24 protein-coding genes are annotated in these 21839 nt (G+C 38.1%); 13 read left to right on the top strand and 11 right to left on the bottom strand.

What is annotated here, in order from left to right; all coding sequences use genetic code 11:
* Positions 1–295 precede the first annotated feature (295 nt).
* Positions 296–862: a superoxide dismutase family protein gene (locus AC4G3L_RS16005; protein WP_491077994.1), complete on the top strand. Its 567-nt coding sequence runs from the start codon at positions 296–298 to the stop codon at positions 860–862.
* 198 nt (positions 863–1060) lie between these two features.
* Positions 1061–2008 carry a mannose-6-phosphate isomerase, class I gene (gene manA, locus AC4G3L_RS16010; RefSeq protein ID WP_491077995.1) on the top strand — a complete coding sequence of 316 codons (948 nt, stop codon included), beginning with the start codon at positions 1061–1063 and terminating at the stop codon, positions 2006–2008.
* Between the two features lie 27 nt (positions 2009–2035).
* Here manA and AC4G3L_RS16015 read toward each other — a convergent pair whose 3' ends face one another.
* Positions 2036–2716 carry an N-acetylmannosamine-6-phosphate 2-epimerase gene (locus AC4G3L_RS16015; protein WP_491077996.1) on the bottom strand — a complete coding sequence of 227 codons (681 nt, stop codon included), beginning with the start codon at positions 2714–2716 and terminating at the stop codon, positions 2036–2038.
* 471 nt (positions 2717–3187) lie between these two features.
* Here AC4G3L_RS16015 and AC4G3L_RS16020 point away from each other — a divergent pair, with 471 nt between their 5' ends.
* Positions 3188–4093 carry an AEC family transporter gene (locus AC4G3L_RS16020; RefSeq protein ID WP_491077997.1) on the top strand — a complete coding sequence of 302 codons (906 nt, stop codon included), beginning with the start codon at positions 3188–3190 and terminating at the stop codon, positions 4091–4093.
* Positions 4094–4154: 61 nt separating this feature from the next.
* Here AC4G3L_RS16020 and AC4G3L_RS16025 read toward each other — a convergent pair whose 3' ends face one another.
* From AC4G3L_RS16025 to AC4G3L_RS16050, 6 genes are all read right to left on the bottom strand, one after another.
* Positions 4155–5138: an ABC transporter permease gene (locus AC4G3L_RS16025; RefSeq protein ID WP_491077998.1), complete on the bottom strand. Its 984-nt coding sequence runs from the start codon at positions 5136–5138 to the stop codon at positions 4155–4157.
* On the bottom strand, positions 5135–6034 hold the full coding sequence (locus AC4G3L_RS16030; RefSeq protein WP_491077999.1) for an ABC transporter permease subunit: 900 nt from the start codon (positions 6032–6034) through the stop codon (positions 5135–5137). Before AC4G3L_RS16030 ends, AC4G3L_RS16025 begins: the two co-directional genes overlap by 4 nt.
* A 12-nt stretch (positions 6035–6046) precedes the next feature.
* Positions 6047–6583: a hypothetical protein gene (locus AC4G3L_RS16035; protein ID WP_491078000.1), complete on the bottom strand. Its 537-nt coding sequence runs from the start codon at positions 6581–6583 to the stop codon at positions 6047–6049.
* Positions 6584–6728: 145 nt separating this feature from the next.
* Positions 6729–7586 (bottom strand): manganese catalase family protein, encoded by an 858-nt coding sequence (locus AC4G3L_RS16040; protein ID WP_491078001.1) that lies wholly within the window; start codon positions 7584–7586, stop codon positions 6729–6731.
* Positions 7587–7613: 27 nt separating this feature from the next.
* A complete protein-coding gene (locus tag AC4G3L_RS16045; RefSeq protein ID WP_491078002.1) occupies positions 7614–8123 on the bottom strand; it encodes a DUF3231 family protein in 510 nt (169 codons plus the stop codon).
* 117 nt (positions 8124–8240) lie between these two features.
* Positions 8241–8546 (bottom strand): iron-sulfur cluster assembly accessory protein, encoded by a 306-nt coding sequence (locus tag AC4G3L_RS16050; protein WP_491078003.1) that lies wholly within the window; start codon positions 8544–8546, stop codon positions 8241–8243.
* Positions 8547–8670: 124 nt separating this feature from the next.
* On the opposite strand from AC4G3L_RS16050, the gene AC4G3L_RS16055 reads away from it, so the two are divergent.
* The 3 genes from AC4G3L_RS16055 to gshAB are packed head-to-tail and all read left to right on the top strand — an operon-like array spanning position 8671 to position 12650.
* Positions 8671–9018: an ArsR/SmtB family transcription factor gene (locus AC4G3L_RS16055; protein ID WP_491078004.1), complete on the top strand. Its 348-nt coding sequence runs from the start codon at positions 8671–8673 to the stop codon at positions 9016–9018.
* Positions 9019–9038: 20 nt separating this feature from the next.
* Positions 9039–10391 carry an MATE family efflux transporter gene (locus tag AC4G3L_RS16060; protein WP_491078005.1) on the top strand — a complete coding sequence of 451 codons (1353 nt, stop codon included), beginning with the start codon at positions 9039–9041 and terminating at the stop codon, positions 10389–10391.
* Between the two features lie 24 nt (positions 10392–10415).
* Entirely contained in the window at positions 10416–12650 is a 2235-nt protein-coding gene (gshAB, locus tag AC4G3L_RS16065) for a bifunctional glutamate--cysteine ligase GshA/glutathione synthetase GshB (protein ID WP_491078006.1), read from the top strand.
* Between the two features lie 73 nt (positions 12651–12723).
* Here gshAB and AC4G3L_RS16070 read toward each other — a convergent pair whose 3' ends face one another.
* Positions 12724–13005, bottom strand: a complete 282-nt coding sequence (locus AC4G3L_RS16070) for a four-helix bundle copper-binding protein (protein ID WP_491078007.1) — start codon at positions 13003–13005, stop codon at positions 12724–12726.
* Positions 13006–13427: 422 nt separating this feature from the next.
* Here AC4G3L_RS16070 and AC4G3L_RS16075 point away from each other — a divergent pair, with 422 nt between their 5' ends.
* From AC4G3L_RS16075 to AC4G3L_RS16100, 6 genes are all read left to right on the top strand, one after another.
* Complete coding sequence (locus AC4G3L_RS16075; RefSeq protein ID WP_491078046.1) at positions 13428–13970, top strand: helix-turn-helix domain-containing protein; 543 nt, start codon at positions 13428–13430, stop codon at positions 13968–13970.
* A gap of 27 nt (positions 13971–13997) precedes the next feature.
* On the top strand, positions 13998–15104 hold the full coding sequence (locus AC4G3L_RS16080; RefSeq protein ID WP_491078008.1) for an ABC transporter ATP-binding protein: 1107 nt from the start codon (positions 13998–14000) through the stop codon (positions 15102–15104).
* Positions 15094–15885, top strand: a complete 792-nt coding sequence (locus tag AC4G3L_RS16085; protein ID WP_491078009.1) for an ABC transporter permease — start codon at positions 15094–15096, stop codon at positions 15883–15885. The genes AC4G3L_RS16080 and AC4G3L_RS16085 overlap by 11 nt, the downstream gene beginning before the upstream one ends.
* Before the next feature lie 10 nt (positions 15886–15895).
* Positions 15896–16696 carry an ABC transporter permease gene (locus tag AC4G3L_RS16090; protein ID WP_491078010.1) on the top strand — a complete coding sequence of 267 codons (801 nt, stop codon included), beginning with the start codon at positions 15896–15898 and terminating at the stop codon, positions 16694–16696.
* Positions 16693–17766 carry an ABC transporter substrate-binding protein gene (locus AC4G3L_RS16095; protein ID WP_491078011.1) on the top strand — a complete coding sequence of 358 codons (1074 nt, stop codon included), beginning with the start codon at positions 16693–16695 and terminating at the stop codon, positions 17764–17766. Before AC4G3L_RS16090 ends, AC4G3L_RS16095 begins: the two co-directional genes overlap by 4 nt.
* Positions 17767–17919: 153 nt before the next feature.
* The gene (locus tag AC4G3L_RS16100; protein WP_491078012.1) at positions 17920–18462 is read left to right on the top strand and encodes an REP-associated tyrosine transposase; all 543 of its coding nucleotides are present in this window, start codon (positions 17920–17922) and stop codon (positions 18460–18462) included.
* A 609-nt stretch (positions 18463–19071) separates the two neighbouring features.
* Here AC4G3L_RS16100 and AC4G3L_RS16105 read toward each other — a convergent pair.
* The 3 genes from AC4G3L_RS16105 to AC4G3L_RS16115 are packed head-to-tail and all read right to left on the bottom strand — an operon-like array spanning position 19072 to position 21294.
* Entirely contained in the window at positions 19072–19812 is a 741-nt protein-coding gene (locus AC4G3L_RS16105; protein ID WP_491078013.1) for an amino acid ABC transporter ATP-binding protein, read from the bottom strand.
* An 18-nt stretch (positions 19813–19830) separates the two neighbouring features.
* Positions 19831–20493: an amino acid ABC transporter permease gene (locus AC4G3L_RS16110; RefSeq protein ID WP_491078014.1), complete on the bottom strand. Its 663-nt coding sequence runs from the start codon at positions 20491–20493 to the stop codon at positions 19831–19833.
* A gap of 18 nt (positions 20494–20511) precedes the next feature.
* The gene (locus AC4G3L_RS16115; protein ID WP_491078015.1) at positions 20512–21294 is read right to left on the bottom strand and encodes a transporter substrate-binding domain-containing protein; all 783 of its coding nucleotides are present in this window, start codon (positions 21292–21294) and stop codon (positions 20512–20514) included.
* Between the two features lie 280 nt (positions 21295–21574).
* Between AC4G3L_RS16115 and AC4G3L_RS16120 the strand changes: the two genes are divergently transcribed.
* Complete coding sequence (locus tag AC4G3L_RS16120) at positions 21575–21829, top strand: metal-sensitive transcriptional regulator (RefSeq protein ID WP_491078016.1); 255 nt, start codon at positions 21575–21577, stop codon at positions 21827–21829.
* Positions 21830–21839: the final 10 nt, after the last annotated feature.

Here is a 21839-nt window from a genome sequence, read left to right on the forward strand (position 1 = left end):
GAGGAGAGGCAAAATTGGTATTTAAGGTTTTTATTGGTACGGTTGGTACAATAAACACATTTTAACACAAATGTTCAGAAAAAAGGAAATTTGAGCAACCGATCCATGCAACCAGATTAGTTAGAGTTGAAAGACGAAAAACGAATAGGTAAGACAATAGAGAAAATCATCTTTAGTCATGGGCTAAAAGAGTAAACATTTAGGAGCCCACTCAGGACTTAGGATTTAAATTTTTGAAAAATCGTTTAATATTTGAAAAATATGGTAAGAAGATACTAAAAGAGGAGGCTAATCTATGATTAAAAAGACTGGTGTTTTCATGTTAATGCTCATGATTATTTTATTGGTAGCCTGTAATAAAGAAGAGGCCGAGCAAACTAAAAATGATACAAAGAATAGCGGGTCGGATAAAGTACAGAGTAAAGTAATTGATATTTATAACAATAAGAAAGAGAAGATAGGAACGGCAGAGCTGAACGAGGTAGCAAAGGGGGTAGTGATTGAATTGGAAGCAAAAGGTCTGCCGCCGGGATTGCATGGTTTCCATTTCCATGAAAAGGGGATATGTGAGGCTCCTGATTTTGAGTCTGCTGGCGGACATTTTAATCCAACTGATGCAAAGCATGGGGCGGAGCATGAGGGAGGCCCGCATGTCGGAGATCTTCCAAATCTTGATGTAAATAAGGATGGAGTTGCTAAGGTTACAGTAAATGCAGAAGATGTGTCTTTATCTGATGGGGATGATGTATCTCTGGTCGATTCTGATGGAACTGCATTAGTCATTCATAAAAATCCTGATGATGGAAAAACACAGCCATCAGGTAATGCCGGTGACCGGATAGCTTGTGGAGCTGTTAAATAAGGATTAAACAGGAAGAAAATGTCACGATAAAAGAGAATAGCAGAAAGGCTGAATCATATGGGGTTCAGCTTTCTTTTTTTGCCTTTACTAATTCTATTTTATTCCTTTAAAGACAGCGAGATTGTGATTAGACAAGGATCCTTCCTTGAATTATAGTTATTAATGTACATAATAATTGCGTGTTGGAGGGATTCATTAATGACAGGACCTCTTTTTTTAAAGCCTGTTTTTCAAGAAAGAATTTGGGGTGGGACAGAGCTTAGAACTAAATTTGGATATGATATTCCATCTGAATATACAGGTGAATGCTGGGCGATTTCCGGTCATATAAATGGCCCATCGATTATCGAAAATGGACCTTATGCAGACAAGACTTTAATTGAATTATGGAATGAAGAACGGCATTTATTTGGGAATATGGAAGGGGAGGTATTCCCTCTCTTAACAAAAATTTTGGATGCCAATGCTGATTTATCCGTACAGGTCCACCCGAATGATGAATATGCGAATCTCCATGAAAACGGTGAACTGGGCAAAACAGAATGCTGGTACATTATTGATTGTAAGGAAGGTGCAGAAATGATATACGGGCATACTGCGCAATCCAAAGATGAGTTTACGTCCATGATTGAAAAGGGTGAATGGAATCGTTTATTGCGTCGTGTAGCAATTAAGCCTGGAGACTTCTTCTATGTTCCAAGTGGAACGGTCCATGCTTTGTGTGAGGGTACACTTGTGCTTGAAACACAACAAAGCTCTGATACAACATACCGTGTGTATGACTATGACCGTAAAGATCAAAAGGGGCAAAAACGAGAACTTCATATTGAAAAATCAATAGATGTGAGCAGGGTACCTCATAAAGATGCTGAGGTGCAGAGTACCCAAACGGTGATGCCTGGTGCAGAATTGACAACATTTGTGGAAACAGAGTTTTTCTCCATTTATAAATGGGATATCAGTGAAGTAACTTCCTTCCAACAGAATCAGCCTTTTATGCTTTTTAGTGTTATTAATGGAGAAGGGGTCCTTAAAACAACTATGGGGAAATATACGTTAGAAAAAGGCACTCATTTTATTCTTCCATCTGGTATAGGTGATTTTGAACTTGAGGGAAATCTTTCCCTAATCGTGTCACATCCATAAAATGAAAGCGTAAGGGGAAACTTCCTCTTACGCTTTCATTTTATCTGTGAATCGTTTTGTTATTTGATGAGGGCGTGTAATGGCACCACCAACCACGACAGAATGGGCACCAACTTCTAAACAGCGTTTGGCCATTTCTGGATTCAAAATATTCCCTTCTGCAATAACCGGGATTTTGACAGTTGAAACAAGATCCCGCAACAATTTGTAGTCATCATCATAAATAGATTTCCTGCTTGTATACGGTGTATAACCTACCAATGTTGTAGATATACAATCAAAACCAATTCGTTCTGCTTCAATGGCTTCACCAAGAGTAGATATATCGGCCATAAGTAATTGATTAGGGAAGTGAAGGCGGATGGATTGCACAAAGAATTCGAGTTCCACTTTCGATGGTCGAGGCCGATAAGTGGCATCCAGGGCAATCATATCTGCTCCGGCAGATACGATTTCACTTACCTCTCGAAGTGTGGGTGTAATATAGACAGGTGAATCAGGATAATCACGCTTCACGATTCCTATGACAGGTAATGGAACCTCCTCTTTGATAGCAACAATGTCATCATACGAATTAGCCCGAATGCCGGCTGCACCGCCTTCCATCGCAGCAAGCGCCATTTTACTCATAATCATTGAGCTATGGAGTGGCTCATCTTCAAGAGCTTGGCATGAAACAATTAAACGATCTTTGATAGCCTGTAGCATGTAGTCTTTACCTCCTGCAATAAATATACGAGTTTCTATTCAATACTATTTTACAGCAGTTAGGTCAATCATGTTTTGGATAATGAATCCAGTCCAGATTCTGTACGAAAATTTATAGGTGTAAACATGATAGATACGGTGATTATTTAATAGAAATATACCACTTTATATAAACGCTAAATTAGATAAAATTGTCTGCTCAGGTCAACGGTTAATTTTTATTCCATAAAAAATTTAAAATCATTGTAGCAGTTCTGAGGAAATTGCTCATGTTTAATAGTCCTAAGAACAGAATAGCAACATACAATCTCAATCTATGTGAGCGGACATGATCGCCATCATGACGGAAGCCTGGGAAAGTGAATCGTTTTTTTTTAAAAAGATAAGACACTGAAGTGACATCCTTTTATATGGGAAAAGGTGGAATAGTAATGATAAAATTAGATGATTGATATAAAGGAGGATACAGCATTGAATCAGGAATTTATATATATCATTTTTATTATTGCGCTTGGTTACCTTCTTAAAAGAGCTGGTATATTAAAAGAATCCGATGGAGCGGTTATTTCGAAAATCATTTTTAATATCACCTTGCCATCCTTGGTCATTGTATCCTTGCAAACTTCAACGATCACTCTGTCTTTAATAGGAATCACTCTTATTGTTGTCCTTTATGGAATATTCTCGACAGCAGTGGCTTATTTTGTGTTTAGAAAAGAGACACGAGAGATTAAAGGTACTTTTTTAATGCTTGCCTCAGGATATAATGTTGGACTTTTTGCGTTTCCTCTTGTTGAAGCCTTTTGGGGGGCAGAGGGATTATTGTATTTTGGGATGTTTGATGTTGGTAACTCATTCATTGTATTTGGGTTAGCCTATTTAGTAGGAAGTTATTTTTCTGAAGATGGTATGAGACTGGAGTGGCACTCCGTTCTGATGAAATTCGGAAAATCGATTCCTTTAATGACTTACCTCATTATGAGTACCCTGAATTTTGGGCATATCCAACTTCCGGCCGTTCTTTTGGATGTAGCAACCATTATATCTAAAGCCAATATGCCACTGGCCTTGTTATTACTCGGAATCTATTTGAAGTTTTCATTTGAAAGGCAATATATTCGTCCTATTATCAAATATTTAGTATTCCGCTATGGCTTGGGGTTACTAGTCGGCATTTCATTATATTTTATCCTGCCGGTTGATGATATGTTTAAATACACCGTTTTAATTGGTTTAGTCCTCCCAATTGGTCTTGCTGTCATTCCATATGCCCATGAATTTAAATATAGAACGACGATGATGATTGGCACTGTATCAAATATATGCATCTTTATTAGTATGATTTTATTGTATTTATTTTCCTATTTTATTTTATAACGCCCATAGAAAACCCCTTTTTCATGGTATACGGAAAAAGGGGTTTTCTTATCCTAAAAATTTATTTAATCGGATTAACCAATTCGAAGCCATTTTGATCCAACTTCACTTTCTGAGTATGTTCCTCTGTTTTTTTGATGTAGGAGCGGTCTGTCAGTACGTTTTGAATCCCTCTCAAAATTAGGTTCAGAGAGAATAAGCTTAAGACAAAACCAAGTGATGGACCGAGCACAATCCATTTATTGTACTGCAATTCTTGATAAGAAAGACCAATCATCCCTGACCATTCATGTGAAAGAGAAGTGGCAATATTAGAAGGATCGCCTGGTGGACCAAGGTCTATCAGTTCATAGCCGCCAATCACAAATAGGAAAGCACCAAGCTGAACAAGCAACACTAGAGATTGGGCAATTTGCTGAAGAAGAATAACAATCATTCTTGGTCTTAGATGATGCATAATATGGACTTTTATAATCCACCACTTCGATCCTCCCAGTAGACGGGATGCATGGATGAATTCGTTTTTTAAGTAATAAAGCAGCTCATTACCGATGACGGAGGTCAATGGAAGAAAGGTAATGATTGCTAGCATTAAGCACTGCTTAAAGAGTATACCCAATCCACTTTCAGATACAAAAAACATCATCGCAATTAATATGGTTGGAATAAAACGAAATGCGCGAGTTAAAGGTTCTATAGCCCAACTGAAGCGTTGACGATATAGTCCGTATAAAATGCCTGTACCTATTCCGAGAACCATTCGTAAAGTCCCAATTAAAGCAGCAATAAATAATGTATATTTAGCTCCTTCTATAACGTTCCAAAATGTATCCTGACCAATTCTGTCTACGCCCAATGGATACTTCAGGCTTGGAGGGTAGGGCGGTTTATCCACAAGGACACCCTCTTCATAGACAAGCTCAGGCGGTGGCTCAAGATGCGGCTTGATCCATGCTGGATAGAGCAGGCTCGTTACAATCAGGATAAATAAAAATAGAAAGCCGATGATAAAAGATGGGTTCTTAAGTAATTTTGTCATCATCATTGCCCACCGCCCATTACACGATTAACAATTGTTTTTCCCCATACATCCAGTAAATAGAAGGGAATAAATAAGAATGTCAATCCAATAACAATAAACTTGATATCCAGCCCTCTTATAAAAGAGAAAAGCCCATCCATATTAAATAAGCGCTCAAGAATGAGCAGGCTTGAGATAATAAACCAAAGTAGATATTGCAGATTTGAAAAAATAGTGATAGTCGTGTTGCGAAGAATATGTTTAAAAAAAACCTCGCTTTTGGAAAGTCCCTTTGCATAGGCATATTCCACATACATTTTTCCTTCTTCTTCACTGACTGATAAATCAATCATTTGGAACAGCATAAAAATTGGTAAAATAGACAGAGCCAGAATAGGCAGGATGTAAACATGGTCTTCATCTAAAGCGATAGGATCCAGAATGAGCATACCGGTCTTCTTAAAGATCCAAATTGAAAATAATTGAATCGCAAAAATCATGATGACATCTGGGATGGATTGAATAAAGAAGGCTATTTCACGGAAAATTTTCTGAAGGAATCGTGATGAAAAGTAATGGAATAATTCCAGTAATAGGGCTGCGATAAATGTTGCTAATAAAGTGCCCCCTAAAATAAGCAGTGTATAAATGAAAGGTTCTTTCAGACTGGTCCAAAACAACGAAAATTTTGGAACGAGCGGGTATGCGCTTGATTCAATCATAATTTGTATTTGATCGATAAAGAGGAATGCTTCGTAAATATCCCGGGCCTGGTTCGTGAATGCATTCCACAAGCTAATGGATGGGTCTGCTTGATTCCATTCCCATATGGAACTGAAGATTAGAATAATAAAGATGATAGCCAGTATAGTTAAAATAAAATCCAATAAAAAGGAAGATAATCTTTTTAAATAGTTCATATGTATATTCACCTACTCCAACATACTTTCTAAATTGGTAAAGTCTGATTCCAAGTACCATGACTGATGTTGGCCTTTGCCTTCTGTTTCTTCATCAAAGCTGTTAATGACTCCATACATGATGATTCCTTTCATTAATTCTTCGTTATATGTATAAGATCTATATCCCGGACTGTCGTCTCTTATATATTCTCCTGATGCACCATATACATTTTTAATGGATGCTGGTTGTTTATTGGGCTCAAATAAGACTTCAAGTTTATATTGTTGATTAATCTTAGGACGTTTAAACTCATACTTTATGAAGCCGCCATCTTTGACTGTTGTATATCCCTCCCATGCGATTTTATCATCGTCGATTTCTTTTAATGTAACATGGATAATGGAATGTTCTAGAAGAGTACTTGAGAGTGATAACATAACACTTCTATCACTATATTCATTAATTTCCCCCATAACCATAACATCCTGTCTTAAATGGCCTCGGCATCCTACTAAACTGCAAGTTAGAACCATCATAAGAATACCTATAACCATTTTTTTAAACATGCCAATTGACCGCCCCCTTTTTCTTATTGCATTAACACTATGATGTTAATTTTATACATTTAGTGATTAATATGTAAATAAAATATTTAGAAAATTCAATTAAAAAACAGCTACGGATTCATAATTGAAACCGTAGCTGTTTTTTTTATCTATCCATATCGCTTAATCCAGATGCATGCTCATTTGGCAGATCCGGTAAATGTGGAACAGGGAATCCTTGCGGTGGGGGAGTGACAGATAGTGTTCCGCCATTTCTGCTCGGTGTTTGTCCCTGGAAAACCTCAGCAATTCTCGTTGGGTCTAATCGGAAGTTAAACTGAGCATTATGGAAGCCCATATCCACAAATTTCTTACATTCAGGATATTTATTTATATCATAATTCGGAACTGGGAAGAGTTTACCCCAATCTACACCCAGAGTTTCAAGAGCCTTGGCAAAAGCATTTTGATGAGCATTATCCCTGACGATTAAAAATCCGAGAGTCTCCCGAAACGTTTGATTATTGCTCATTTCATAAATTCTTGTTTTTTGAAGAACGCCTGTTGATTCAAGCACGAGATTATTCAACAGATTGGCTATTAAATTCCCATGGTCATATACCCATGAACCATTCCATGGATTTCCGCCTGCATCAACTGGTAGAGATGCCTGTGCCCCCATTATATAATGATGAGGATTGGCATGTTTAATTGCTTCATCCAAAGGTGCGCCATCAACGCCTCCATCACCTGGTTGTGAAGAAAGACCAGAATCATTTAACAACTGATTAATGGTGTTTTGAACAAGCTCGACATGACTAATTTCTTCTAAAAATATGCCTCGGATTAGATCCCGATATTGAGTGGCCTTTCCTCTGAAATTATTGCTTTGGAAGAAAAATTGCATCATAGTTCGCATTTCCCCAAATTGTCCGCCCAAGGTTTCCTGTAATACTTTCGCAGCAGGAGGGTCTGGCTTATCAGGTTTAATGATATTAATTAGCTCTTCTTTGTAATAATACATGTATGTCTCTCTTCCTTCTTTTAGTATTTATTCAGTTGTAGTCAGAACATGAAGAGGAGGCGGGACTAACCAGCCTTTTTCTTTGTTTATTTTCAATAGCGCGGCACCATACTGTGCTTTTTTCATATGGAATTGTCCAAACATTAATCCGATATCTTCACGGATACATTGCGCCATAGCTTGAGCACATGCGACAAGTCCAGCTGCGATATCGGCTGTTACACGCGCTGAAACCTCTTGGTCTGTAAAACGAGCACCAGGAGGAATGTTTTCAATTTGGGATTCCGGTTTTTCAGGTGGTGCAGGCGGTAGAGCAATACCATTATGTTTTAATATCTCTTGAAGCTGTTTTACTTCTGATTTGGCATTGTCAATCATGTCATCTAATAATCCTTTTAAATCATGATCACCTGTATGATTTTTTAAGGTTTGGTAGCCTGGGATCATAGCTTGTGCACCCATCAAGTATGTCCATGTAGCAAATACTTCACCATAATGCAGTGGTTCTTTTTGTGGGTTTCCACTTAAAATGCCCATATTAATCAGTCAACTCCTTTAATAAAATTAATGAACTCAATTGTTAATATGAACCAAACAATGATTATTTATACAAAAAAGGCAACCGATTAATCGGTTGCCTTTGTACTTAATATATTAATGATTGTGTCCATGTCCGCTTTTCTGAGGGTTCGTAATTTCAAAACCTGGCTCAGGTAAATGGAAATATTTAATCCAAACTCCATCTAGAAAATCTTCACGTGTATCGAGTAAGACATCGATATCTTTATCTGTCTTAACTATTTCATCATGCTCGGACGGTGTGTCCAACTCAATATCATAGTGGGCATGATCGCCGTGCATATGCGAAATAACTACACGAATCATTTTCCCCTCAGCCTCTTCTGCGCTGAGCATTTTTTTTAATTCTTTGGCAGCGTTACGATTTATTTTACAGTTCAAACTATCTCCTCCAATGGAATATGTCTTTAAATAGTGTACCGCAATAACTTCCATTATTAAAACGATGAGGTATAATGAAACTATAAAACTAGATTTATAGTTATGTTGAAAGGAGAGAATAACGATGCCATGGGAACTGAAAACGGATCACAGAATGCGCTGTATATGTGAAGAAGGCAAACAACAGCTTCCAGTTGTTCATGATGAAGGATCATTACTGGGGCTGGCAGAAATGTTTAAAGCGCTTGGTGATCCGACTCGCCTGGAGATCCTATCATTATTATTAATTGAAGACTTATGTAAATGTGAAATTGTCACAGCTCTTTCTCTTCCGAACTCTACTGTCAGTCACCATCTGAAAATTATGGAAAAGGGAGGGGTCATTAAAGGAAGAAGAGAGGGGAAATATACGATTTATCGATTGTGCGAAGAAAGAATAGAGTCGATTATCACCTTTTTACGTAAACAGTGAACAAGATAGGAGGTAAGAAATTGAAGGGTGCTTATCATTTAACAGAAGATGCTATCTCTTCATCTCTTCTGAAGCTTTCCGTTCCTATCATTGCAACAAATTTTATCCAGACGACTTATGGTATGGTCGATATGATTTGGGTTGGCAAGCTTGGAAGCGGCCCGGTGGCTGCGATTGGGACGGCAAGTTTCTTTGTTAACTTGGCGCTGGCTCTAGCTACGATGGTCTCAATCGGAAGCGGGGTAAAAATTGCTCAATGCATAGGAGCTAATCAACAAGAAGAAGCGGCAGAATACATAAGAAATGGCTTTATCATGTCGCTTATTCTCGCTATTTTATATACGCTAATTGTTTTTATATATAAAGATTCGTTTATTGGTTTTTTTGAACTTGGCAATGACCAGGTGGAGAAGATGGCAGTGCAATTTTTAGTCATCTCTATGATTGGTGTTATATTTTCAATCGTAAATTTACTGTATAGCATGATTCTTAATAGTATGGGGAACAGTAAAACACCATTTCGGGTTTATATGATTGGTTTTATCATTAATATCATTCTCGATCCTTTTTTGATTTTTGGAGTCGGATTTATACCAGGAATGGGAGTTATTGGAGCGGCACTGGCCACTTTAACAGCAAACATGACGGTCACGCTTCTTTTCTGGTTCAACTCCAAGCGATACCTATATTTTGGACGCATTACAAATTTGAAAAGTGAAAAAATGGTGGAAGTCATTAAAATGGGAATCCCCATAACCATACAAAGGGTAACATTTATTGGGATATCCATCATTATTGCAAAAATTATTGTTCAATGGGGTGCAGAGGCAATTGCCGTTCAGAAAGTCGGTATACAAATTGAGTCCATTTCCTATATGACAATAGGTGGGCTGCAGGGTGCAATTGCCGCATTTGTCGGACAAAACTATGGCGCAAAGAAACTCGATCGAATCCATATAGGTTACAAAATTGCTTTGTGTATGACTATAGCTTTTGGTATTTTCACCTCGCTCATATTTATTTTATTGCCAGAGACGCTTTTTTCTATTTTTATTAGTGAGCCGGATAGCATAAAGCTGGGAGCAGACTATATGCGGATCATTGGATTTTCACAAGTTTTTATGTGTATGGAGCTTTTAACAGTCGGAGCATTTAACGGGTTGGGGAAAACCTATATTCCACCTATTTTTAGCATTACTTTTACGGTACTCAGAATCCCAATGGCCCTCTTTTTATCCGGACCATTTGGATTAAATGGAGTATGGATGAGTATTGCTATCAGCAGCCTGTTGAAGGGGATTGTTCTGGTGATTTGGTTTATGTTTACTTTACGAAAAATGAGAAATAAGACATCAAGAATACTCGCAGAGTAACGGTTGGTAAGGGAGATTGTAGATATGACACATATAGACCATAAACTTTTAAGAATTATGAAAGAAAAGAACGTATCCGAAAAATTGTTAAGGGGTAATTTTGGGCTTGAAAAGGAAAATACGAGGGTTAATAAAGATGGAAAACTGGCTTTGACACCACATCCGGCTGCATTTGGAAACAGAACAAATAACCCCTATATTACAACAGACTTTTCTGAGTCTCAAATAGAGATGATAACTCCTGTGTTCCCGACGATTGAGGAGGCGTTTGATTTTTTGGAGAATGTTCATGATATCGTGAGTATGGAACTTTCGAAACAAGGAGAATATTTGTGGACTGGCAGTAATCCACCTATTCTTCCCGATGAACCCATGATTCCAATAGCGAAGATGGAAAATGATCAAGCTAAAGAATACCGTAACGAGCTTGCTCGAAAATATGGACGTAAGAAGCAATTAATCAGCGGAATTCATTATAACTTTTCGTTTTCTGAAGAATTGCTAAGCGAATTGTTTCAAGCACAATCAGACCATCAATCCTATCAGGAATTCAAAAATGATACTTATTTAAAAATCAGTCGAAATTTTAACCGCTATCGAGATCTATTAGTTGAAGTGACCGGAGCCAGTCCTGTTTTTCATGATACATATATACCGGAATGTCTGCAAAGAGCAGAGAGATTAATGCAAGGAAGTTATTATCTTCCCGGAATCCCTTCATTCAGAAACAGTACTTGCGGCTATAAAAATAGAAAAGATTATAATGTTTCCTATCAATCAGTCGAAAAATATGTGAACGATATCCGAGTTTTGATACAGGAACATGAGTTGTTGAGTGCAAATGAATATTATCATACACTTCGCCTGAAGGCAGGCAGAACCGATGATCCCCTGCAAAGCCTATTAGATAATGGGATTAAATATATTGAGATTCGTCTGCTGGATTTAAACCCTTTGTTTAAGATTGGAACAAGTAAGGAGATTCTTTATTTTATTCACTTATTCATCTTATACATGCTGCTGCTGGACGAAGAGAATGAAAACAAATTGAGTTATCTTTCAATTATAGCGGGCATCAAAGATATGGTGAGGGAATTAAAACTGGAAGAGAAATACTTAAGGATTCTGGATACTATTGAAAATATACTTATTAATCCAGAACTTTCATATGCAGCGAAAATAAAGAATGGTATTAAGCAATCATCTTATGCAATGTTTCATATGGAACATTCCTTTAAGTATTTACACGAAAGTGAAAATACTTCTTTTACCGCAGTGGGTTATGAGGATATGGAGCTATCAACTCAGATTCTAATGAAAGATGCTATTAAAAGAGGAATAGGTGTTAAGATAGTTGACCGGGATGATAATTTCATTGCTTTAACGGATGGGAAGAAAACAGAGTATGTAAAGCAGGCGACCAAAACATCGCTCGATTCATACAGTACCGTTTTAGTTATGGAGAATAAGCTTGTTACGAAGGAAGTCCTTCGTAACGTCGATATAAGAGTGCCAGGTGGAGGAGCTTATCATTCGATAGAGGAAGCGTTTAAAGATTATCAGCAGTATCATGCCAAGAAAATTGTTATTAAACCTAAATCGACCAATTTTGGAATAGGCATTACGATTTTCACAGGTTCTTTTTCAAAGGACGATTATCAAAAAGCTTTAGAAATGGCTTTTTGCCATGATCGGACCGTTTTAGTTGAGGAATTCCTAAATGGTAAGGAATATCGATTTCTTGTGATGGGGGATGAAGTGACTGGAATTCTGCACCGTGTACCTGCCAATGTGATAGGTGATGGACAATCGAGCATTGCTGAACTGGTTATGGAGAAAAATAAAGATCCTTTGCGGGGGGAGGGCTATAAAACTCCTCTAGAGAAAATCCATTTGGGGGAAAGTGAAGCATTATTCCTGAAGGGGAAAAGTAAAGACTTTGCTTATATCCCTCAAAAAGGTGAAATTGTTTATTTGAGAGAGAACTCCAATATCAGTACGGGTGGAGATAGTATTGATTTTACGGATGAGATTCCAGAAAGCTATAAAGAATTGGCCATACAATCAGCTAAAGCTGCAGGAGCCATAATCTGTGGAGTTGATATGGTAATTGAGGATTATACTATTGAAGCAAATGAACAAAATTATGGAATTATTGAACTTAATTTTAACCCTGCCATTCACATTCATTGTTATCCATATAAGGGAGAGAATCGGATGGCTGGGGAACGAATTCTTCAATTACTTTTTGGGAAATAAAAAGGGCCGCAACAGGTTTACACATTACCTGTTGCGGCCTTTTGCTGAATATCAGAAAAATCACCTTGCTGATCTAGGCAGTCATGCTGAGACAAGCATTAGCACATTTGAAGCAAGCCTCGGCACATCTTTGACAATGGTCATGATCGTGCTTTTGACATTCCTCACCGCAAGCTTTACAAATTGCTGCACAAAGATTGCAGATTTCCTTCGTAAAAGGGCTGTTTGATTGCATGGACTTAACTGCAAACGTGCAAATATCTGCACATTCTCTATCCAGACGGATGCATTCTGCCATCATTAGCCCATGATCCTCTTTTAAACAGGCATCAAAACAAACATTACATACATCCATACATTCGATGCAGGCAACAAACAATCTTAATACAAATTTTTATTCATATAAGTACCTCCTGTTGGAATTTTCAAAGATGCATGTTTAATCTAAATCCCTCGATGGATTAGATTAAACAGAATCAGTCTAAGGGTTGATCGGTAGTCTGGTCATTTGGTCAATAAATCGGTTCTCCCTAGCTGACTTATGTTATCTTAATTTATTGACGATAATTAAATGTAACCAGAAAGAGGTACCTGAAAGAAGTAGATGCTTTTTTTTATAAAATTTAAAAATTTACTTTAATATGAGTTTCTGTTGATGTTTCCTATAAATGTTGTATAATAGTGTAAGTTTGGGAGTAAACATTAAGTTTGATAATAATAAACTTTCTCTAGTGAGAGTTTACTTATAATAAACGAAATTGAGGTCATACCATGTTAATGGAAATTGGAAGCAAAATTAAAAATTTAAGATTAAAAAAAGGTTTGACTCAAGAAGAACTTGGTGAAAGAACCGATTTAAGCAAGGGATACATCTCTCAGCTGGAACGAGGCCTCAGTTCGCCTTCCATCGAGACATTCTTTGATATACTCGAGGTTCTGGGCTGTACCCCAAAGCAATTTTTTGATGAGGAAGAGCGTGAACAAAAAGTAGTATACGCAGAAAACGATACGACAGATTTTATAGATGAAGATCGGGGTTATCAACTTCAATGGCTTGTTCCGGAATCAAATGAAAAGGAAATGGAACCGATTCTGTTGACATTGCAGCAAAAGGGAGAGTTCAAAAAGTTTGAGCCGTCACTTTCGGAGACATTTGGTTATGTATTAAAAGGGAGAATTATGATAACTCTCGGCAGAAAAACATACTTTGCCAAAGCTGGGGAAGCTATTTATTTTAATGCAACCGAGGAACATCAACTTATTAATGATTTCGACGGGATTTCTGAACTATTGCTTGTAGCGACGGATTCTTATCTATAATAATATCCACGAGAAGGAGTAATGAACATGAACGATCATACTATCATTCGTTTTGAGAACGTCACAAAGCAATATGATGACGATCCAGCAGTATTAAATGATGTCAGCTTTGAAATTGAAAGAGGAAAGTTCTATACACTCTTAGGGCCATCTGGTTGCGGAAAGACTACAATCCTCCGCTTGATTGCCGGATTTATGCAGCCATCTGAAGGCAAGATTTATTTTAACGGAAAATTGATTAATAATGTACCGGCAAACGAGCGTCAGGTAAATACGGTATTTCAGGATTATGCCCTTTTTCCACATCTGAACGTATTTGAAAATGTTGCATTTGGTTTACGTATTAAGAAAATGAAAAATGCAGACATTGCTAAGAAGGTGACAGAGGCACTGCGCTTTGTAAACTTGGCAGGTTATGAAAAACGTGAGATCAAAGAAATGTCTGGCGGACAGCGTCAACGTGTAGCTATTGCCCGTGCCATAGTAAATGAACCGGAAGTAATCTTACTTGATGAGCCATTGTCAGCGCTTGATTTAAAGCTTCGTACAGAAATGCAGTATGAATTGCGCGAATTACAGCGCCGCCTTGGGATTACCTTTATCTTTGTTACACATGACCAGGAAGAAGCATTGGCCATGAGCGATGAAATTTTTGTTTTGAACAAAGGAAGAATTCAGCAAAGCGGTACACCTACTGATATATATGACGAGCCGGTTAACCGATTTGTCGCAGATTTTATTGGAGAATCTAATATTGTCCCTGGTAAAATGATTGCCGACTTTTTAGTGGAATTTGCTGATAAACGTTTTGACTGTGTAGACGGAGGCTTCAGAGAGAATGAATCAGTAGAAGTCGTCATTCGTCCTGAAGATTTAGAAATCACTACACGTGAACAGGGGAAATTGCAGGTACGTGTGGATTCTCAATTATTCCGTGGTGTTCACTATGAAATTTGCTGTTTTGATGAAGCAGGTAATGAGTGGCTTGTTCACTCCACGAAAAAAGCAGTTGTTGGGGAAGAAATTGGGTTAAGTTTTGATGACGAAGCCATTCATATCATGCTGCCGGGAGAAACAGAAGAAGAATTCGATAAACGCTTAGAAGCGTATAATGAGGCCGGCCATGAAGAATAAAGCAAAAACTCTCTATTTGATCCCGTATTCCATTTGGATTGCTTTATTCGTTATATTCCCGATTATTCTGGTTGTCTATTATTCCTTTATCGGGCTGGACGGGCAATTCACCTTGGAGAATTATAGCAAATTCTTTACACCTGTCTATTTGAAAATGACATTAAGTTCGTTTTGGTATGCATTTTTAGTTACGGTGATTTCCTTATTAATTGCATACCCGACCGCTTTATTATTAACGAAAACCAAGCATAAGCAATTATGGCTTTTATTAATAATTTTACCAACCTGGATTAACCTGCTTTTAAAAGCATATGCCTTTATTGGGATTTTTGGTACGTACGGTGCTGCCAACGCCTTTTTGGAGGTGCTCGGCATAGGAACAAAGCAAATCCTATTTACTGATTTTAGTTTCATCTTTGTTTCTACCTATATTTTTATACCGTTTATGTTATTGCCCATATACAATGCGCTGGAGGAAATGAACCAATCCTATGTGGATGCGGCCAGTGATCTCGGAGCATCAAAATGGATGGCTTTCCGCCGTGTAATTTTCCCACTGACGCTCGACGGCGTTAAATCAGGTGCTCAGGCTGTCTTTATTCCTGCCCTGTCACTCTTTATGATCACGCGTTTGATTGCAGGTAACCGTGTCATTACATTGGGGACAGCAATTGAGCAGCATTTTCTCGTTACACAGGATTGGGGAATGGGTGCTACCATTGCGGTTTTCCTAATCATCGCGATGGCATTAATTATGATTCTGACAGGTAGAAGAAAGTGAGGGATGGATTATGAAAAAGAAATTTAAGCTATCAAATCTATATTTAATTCTTGTATTTGCCATCCTTTATGCCCCTATTTTCTACCTGATGTTCTATTCGTTCAATAGCGGCGGAAAAATGCATGGCTTTGATGGTTTTACGTTGAAATGGTATAAAGAAGTGTTTGCCGATACACGATTGCTTATTATTGTATTAAATACATTAGTCATCGCTCTATTATCGGCTACGATTTCTACCGTACTCGGTGTTTTTGGAGCTTTGGCGATCCATGAGGTACGAAAGAGAAGGACGAAAAACACATTGCTTTCCTTGAACAATGTATTGATTGTGAGCCCTGATGTCATTATTGGTGCTTCCTTCTTAATTATGTTCACCATCATAGGGATTAAATTGGGCTTTATGTCCGTCCTTTTATCCCATATCGCATTCAGCGTTCCGATTGTTGTAATCATGGTACTGCCTAAACTTCAGGAAATGAGTCCGACATTAATTGATGCAGCGCGTGATTTGGGAGCAAGTCAGTGGAATGTCTTAACAAAGGTCATTCTTCCTTTTATCACACCTGGTATCTTTGCTGGTTTCTTTATGGCATTAACCTATTCACTTGATGACTTTGCAGTAACCTTCTTCGTGACAGGTAATGGATTCTCAACTTTATCAGTAGAAATCTATTCCATGGCACGACAAGGGATTACGTTAACAATTAATGCCTTATCTACCTTACTATTCTTATTTACGATTTTATTGGTTATTGGATATTACTTTATTACACAAAGAAGCTCCAAACCGCGAATGGGGGTTAAAGAATGAGTAAGCTGACCCGTACCCTAATTCTGATTTTGGTCATTTCATTCGGCCTTCTGTATTTGATCAATCGGTTAAATGCATCGGAAGGATATGCCGGAGACAATACCTTAACGGTTTACAACTGGGGAGATTATATCGATACGGATTTGATTGATAAATTTGAAGAGGAAACGGGGATTAAAGTTATTTACCAAACCTTCGATTCCAACGAAGCAATGATGACTAAAATTGAGCAGGGCGGTACGTCCTATGATGTGGCAGTCCCTTCTGAATATGCAATCAGTAAAATGAAAGAAGAAGAATTACTGATTGAAATTGATCACGATAAAGTACCAAATATGAAATATATCGATTCTCGTTTCCTCGATCTTTCCTTTGATGAGGATAATAAATACTCAGTTCCATATTTCTGGGGAACCGTTGGAATTGCCTATAATACCAAGCTCCTTCCGGATAAAGAGTTCAAAAGCTGGAATGATCTATGGGATGAAGATTTAGAGAATAAAATTTTGCTTGTCGATGGTGCCCGTGAGGTTATTGGAATGGGCTTGAATAGCCTTCATTATTCATTAAATGACACGAATGAAGAGCATTTGCAGGAAGCGAAGTCTAAATTGGATACATTAACGCCAAATATTAAAGCTATTGTGGGCGATGAGATCAAAATGCTCCTTGCTCAGGAGGAGGCAGCAGTCGGGCTGGTTTGGTCTGGTGATGCAGCTGATATTATGTGGGATAACGAAGATATAGATTATGTCGTACCGGAAGAAGGATCGAATCTCTGGTTTGACAATATGGTTATTCCGAAAACATCCCAAAATGTGGACGGAGCACACCAATTTATCAATTTTATGCTGGATCCAGAAAATGCAGCCCAAAACGCAGACTATGTTGGCTATTCAACGCCAAATAGTGCTGCCCTTGAGATATTGGGAGAAGAGGTGTCCAGTGATACACGCTTCTATCCATCTGCTGAACTGACAGACCGACTTGAAGTATACGATAATCTTGGCAAAAAGATGCTGGCTCATTACAATGAGCTCTTCCTGGAATTTAAAATGCATAAAAAATGAGGCTTAAAAAAACCGATTTCACTTTAGAGTGGAGTCGGTTTTTATGTTAGAATACGGGAGATTTTATTTATGATAAAATTTTCACATTTTCAAAGGAATTAGATCGCCCTTGGACGAAATAGTAGTATATTAACTATAAAGGAGGTACTATAATTGCTCGATAATCAAAATTTGTTTGATGCATTACAAATTTACCACATCATTAATAGGGGGTTTAGAAAAGAGCCAATATTTTATAACATGCTTGATAAGCATAAATTCATGTTTATTCTTGCCGAAACACATAGCAAATTTAAATTTAAAATCCATGCGTATTGCCTTATGAACAATCACTTTCACCTTCTCATAGAACTCTCCGATCTATCTTCAAGTAAAATCATGCAAACCATTCAACAAAGGTATGCCATGTATTATAATCATACCTACCAATCTCAGGGTCATGTTTTCCAATCAAGGTACTATTCCAGAATAGTCGATAACCCAAACGATTTTTTAAATGTAAGTAAATATATTCATATGAACCCAGTTACAGCAGGCTTAGTTACAAAACCCCAGGATTATCAGTGGAGCAGCTACGCCACGTACTTTAATCACTCTCCTCGGGATCATCCACTGATCGATACAAATACTACTTACTCGTGTTACCCAAATAATTCAAGAGAATTATATAAGAAATTCGTTGAAAAACAATCATAACTAGTATGGTGGTAAAAGGTGCCGTCCACCAATCGGCACCTTTTTATTTTGGAAAGACAGCAAATAAGCTGTGTGCAGTTACGATAAGCGTGGTAAAAGTGAGTCAAAGGTGTAGGAAGTCTGTAGGAAAGCAGCAATGCAGCACTTATCACACAGCTATAACGGGGTTAAGGTGAGTCAAAGGTGTAGGAAGTCTGTAGGAAAGCGCCTATGCTGCACCTATGACACACCTATACTGGGGTAAAGGTGAGTGATAGGTGTGTGAAGACTGTAGGAAAGCATCTATGCTGCACCTATGCCACAGCTATACTGGGGTAAAGGTGGGTCGAAGGTGTAGGGAGTCTGTATGAAAGCATCTATGCAGCACCTATGCCACAGCTATACTGGGGTAAAGGTGGGTCGAAGGTGTAGGGAGTCTGTAGGAAAGCACCAATGTAGCACCTATGCCACAGCTATACTGGGGTAAAGGTGAGTCAAAGGTGTAGGAAGACTGTAGGAAAGTATCTACGCAGCACCTACCCCGCACCTATGCCAGTATAATCACAAAAAAAGAACCCTTCCCATCGATGGGGAGGGTTCATTACACCTTAACGTTTGGAAGGTGCGAATTTATAACTGGCTTCCAAAGAACTCTTTGGTGCGTTCTTCTGTAGGATTCTCGAATATTTGTGCAGGAGTGCCTTTTTCTAAAATATTTCCCTCATGCATGAAGAATATCCAGTCAGCTACTTCACGGGCAAAGCTCATTTCATGAGTGACGATGATCATGGTCATGCCCTCTTCGGCGAGTTCTTTCATGGTGGTTAAAACTTCACCAACCAGCTCCGGGTCAAGTGCAGAGGTTGGTTCGTCAAACAACATGATATCGGGCTTCATAGCCAAGGCGCGGGCAATGGCTACACGTTGTTTTTGTCCACCGGATAATTTGTTTGGGTAGACATCGGCCTTGTCATCCAAGCCAACCTTTTTTAGTAGCTCTAATGCTTCTTTTGTTGCGATATCTTTAGACAGTTTCTTCACCATAATAGGAGCTTCAATTATATTTTCCAACACAGTTTTATGAGGAAATAGGTTAAAATGTTGAAAGACCATCCCGATTTTTTGGCGTACTTCGTTGATATTATGAGTGGACGTTTCAATTTGTTCTCCTTCAACATAAATAGAGCCACTATCTTTTTTCTCCAGAAAATTTAAGCAACGGAGCAATGTACTTTTTCCGGAACCGCTTGATCCGAGTAAACAGACAACATCGCTTTCATAAACAGTCATATTGATGTCTTTAAGAACATGTAAATCCCCAAAGGATTTATTCAAATTTTCAATTCTAATCATTTCTCTTGATTCATACATTTTTTCATCCCCCTTTGACTAATCACTAATCGCCATTCTCTTTTCTAAAGTGCGAAGACCAATTGTTAAGACAGCAACCAATATTAGATAGTAAACTGCAACAATGAGCAAGTAGGTCATTTCGTCGAAATTATTGGAACCGAGCGTTGTCGCAACATTAAACAATTCATTTAATGAGATGAAAGCGGCTAGGGAAGAGTCCTTGAGCCCGATAATGAATTGATTTCCAAGCGGCGGCAGAGCCCTTCGGAAAGCCTGCGGAAAAATAATTCGGCGCATGGCGAGTCCACGCGTCATGCCAAGTGAGCGACCAGCCTCCATTTGGCCTTTATCAATCGATTGAATCGTGCCACGGAATATCTCAGCAATATAAGCTCCGTTATGGAAGGCGAGGGCTAAAGAGGCTGCCCAGAAATCTGGAATTAAAAAGATGCCGCTGAAACCAAAATAAAGAATAAAAATTTGAACAATTAATGGAGTTCCTCGAACAAGATAAATATAGGCATCAGAAATATATCCGAGTATCTTGATTTTCGAGATTTTTAGCAATGCTACAAAAAGTCCTATAATAATTCCGGTAATAATCGATACAACTGTTAATTCAAGAGTTAGAAGAAGTGCGTCGAAGAATACCCCGCGGGTATCAACCAATGTTTGAAAAAAGTGCGATAAACTTTGCAATCATAACAGCTCCCTTTCTTATTTTTCTGGTTTCTGAGTGATGTCTTCACCGAAATATTTCATACTGATTTTTGATAAAGTACCGTTTTTACGCAACTCCTCAAGCGCTTTATTAACTTCTGCAAGAAGCTTAGGGTTGTCCTTTGGAATGACTATCGCTTGTTCACTGCGTTCAATAAGCTGCTTTCCTACAATTTTGAAACCTTCTTTAGCAGCGGTTTTACCTGTAACAAAATCGGTAATGACGGCATCATGGCGGCCATTGCTTAATGCTTTGAGCGCAGTCACATCACTATCGTATGTTTTAATATTGGAAGTATATCTGTTAGCAGTGTCTGCATATGTAGATCCTTTTGCTGCCGCTACTTCCTTCCCTTTTAAATCTTCAGCTGTTTTAATGTCACTGTCTGGACGGGTAAAAATTTGTGGACCGGAATAGTAGTATGGAGTAGAAAAGAGGACGAACTTTGAACGTGCCTCATTAATGGTATGGCTGGCTACTGCAACATCTGCTCTACCTGTTTTTACACCCTCGACAATTCCTTTAAATTTCATTTGCTTTTGGACTGGTTCAAGTCCCAATTGTTTAGCGATTGCTTCCCCAACCTCAATATCAAAGCCAGTCATGGTCATATCATCTTTCATATAGCTGAAGGGCTTGAATTCTCCGGATGCGGTGAAAACGAATTGATCTTTATTAATTAGTTCTGCGCCGCTTGCCATTTGCTCCTTTTCTGCGCAGGCAGTCAGGGTGGTAAGCAGGATTAGCAGAAAAATAAAAGGAAGAGTATTTTTTTTCATTCCAGTAGAATCTCCTTTCTAATCGTGTAGAAATTGCTTCCTAATTAAATACCCTTTACTGTTATTAATTAACCAAAATACTAAAAAATAACTTTGTTGGAATAGTAAGTTTTGATGTGAGGCGGATAGGGTGCATGACTGCATAGAATCTGCTTGGGATATCAGGTATACTGATACTAATTAATGGGAGAGAAATGATGTAGTCTGATATATGTATGGTTTTTTTAAATATCGAATTCTGCAGGTGATACTGAATTGAGTAATTTAGGGAGCGATAACAATGGATTATAATGATAAAATCAAAAATCGTATAAAGCGAATGGAAGGGCAATTACGCGGGATATTGAAAATGATGGAAGATGGAAAAGAGTGCAAAGAAGTCGTGACTCAATTGTCTGCGGTACGTTCTGCAGTCGATAAAACAATTGGGGTCATTGTCAGTGATAACCTTATCGAGTGTGTGACAGGTGCGGAAGATGGGGAGAAGGAAAAATTGGTGAATGAAGCTGTAAATTTATTAGTCAAAAGTCGCTGAGAGCTTCGGT

It is taken from the genome of Bacillus sp. z33, from assembly GCF_058313615.1.

Excerpts from the sequence above, each read along its gene's own strand:
- AC4G3L_RS16005 (WP_491077994.1), top strand. The coding sequence starts at position 296 with ATGATTAAAAAGACTGGTGTTTTCATGTTAATGCTCATGATTATTTTA.
- manA (WP_491077995.1), top strand. The coding sequence starts at position 1,061 with ATGACAGGACCTCTTTTTTTAAAGCCTGTTTTTCAAGAAAGAATTTGG.
- AC4G3L_RS16015 (WP_491077996.1), bottom strand. The coding sequence starts at position 2,716 with ATGCTACAGGCTATCAAAGATCGTTTAATTGTTTCATGCCAAGCTCTT.
- AC4G3L_RS16025 (WP_491077998.1), bottom strand. The coding sequence starts at position 5,138 with ATGATGATGACAAAATTACTTAAGAACCCATCTTTTATCATCGGCTTT.
- AC4G3L_RS16030 (WP_491077999.1), bottom strand. The coding sequence starts at position 6,034 with ATGAACTATTTAAAAAGATTATCTTCCTTTTTATTGGATTTTATTTTA.
- AC4G3L_RS16035 (WP_491078000.1), bottom strand. The coding sequence starts at position 6,583 with ATGTTTAAAAAAATGGTTATAGGTATTCTTATGATGGTTCTAACTTGC.
- AC4G3L_RS16040 (WP_491078001.1), bottom strand. The coding sequence starts at position 7,586 with ATGTATTATTACAAAGAAGAGCTAATTAATATCATTAAACCTGATAAG.
- AC4G3L_RS16045 (WP_491078002.1), bottom strand. The coding sequence starts at position 8,123 with ATGGGCATTTTAAGTGGAAACCCACAAAAAGAACCACTGCATTATGGT.
- AC4G3L_RS16055 (WP_491078004.1), top strand. The coding sequence starts at position 8,671 with ATGCCATGGGAACTGAAAACGGATCACAGAATGCGCTGTATATGTGAA.
- gshAB (WP_491078006.1), top strand. The coding sequence starts at position 10,416 with ATGACACATATAGACCATAAACTTTTAAGAATTATGAAAGAAAAGAAC.
- AC4G3L_RS16070 (WP_491078007.1), bottom strand. The coding sequence starts at position 13,005 with ATGGATGTATGTAATGTTTGTTTTGATGCCTGTTTAAAAGAGGATCAT.
- AC4G3L_RS16075 (WP_491078046.1), top strand. The coding sequence starts at position 13,428 with ATGGAAATTGGAAGCAAAATTAAAAATTTAAGATTAAAAAAAGGTTTG.
- AC4G3L_RS16080 (WP_491078008.1), top strand. The coding sequence starts at position 13,998 with ATGAACGATCATACTATCATTCGTTTTGAGAACGTCACAAAGCAATAT.
- AC4G3L_RS16085 (WP_491078009.1), top strand. The coding sequence starts at position 15,094 with ATGAAGAATAAAGCAAAAACTCTCTATTTGATCCCGTATTCCATTTGG.
- AC4G3L_RS16090 (WP_491078010.1), top strand. The coding sequence starts at position 15,896 with ATGAAAAAGAAATTTAAGCTATCAAATCTATATTTAATTCTTGTATTT.
- AC4G3L_RS16095 (WP_491078011.1), top strand. The coding sequence starts at position 16,693 with ATGAGTAAGCTGACCCGTACCCTAATTCTGATTTTGGTCATTTCATTC.
- AC4G3L_RS16105 (WP_491078013.1), bottom strand. The coding sequence starts at position 19,812 with ATGTATGAATCAAGAGAAATGATTAGAATTGAAAATTTGAATAAATCC.
- AC4G3L_RS16115 (WP_491078015.1), bottom strand. The coding sequence starts at position 21,294 with ATGAAAAAAAATACTCTTCCTTTTATTTTTCTGCTAATCCTGCTTACC.
- AC4G3L_RS16120 (WP_491078016.1), top strand. The coding sequence starts at position 21,575 with ATGGATTATAATGATAAAATCAAAAATCGTATAAAGCGAATGGAAGGG.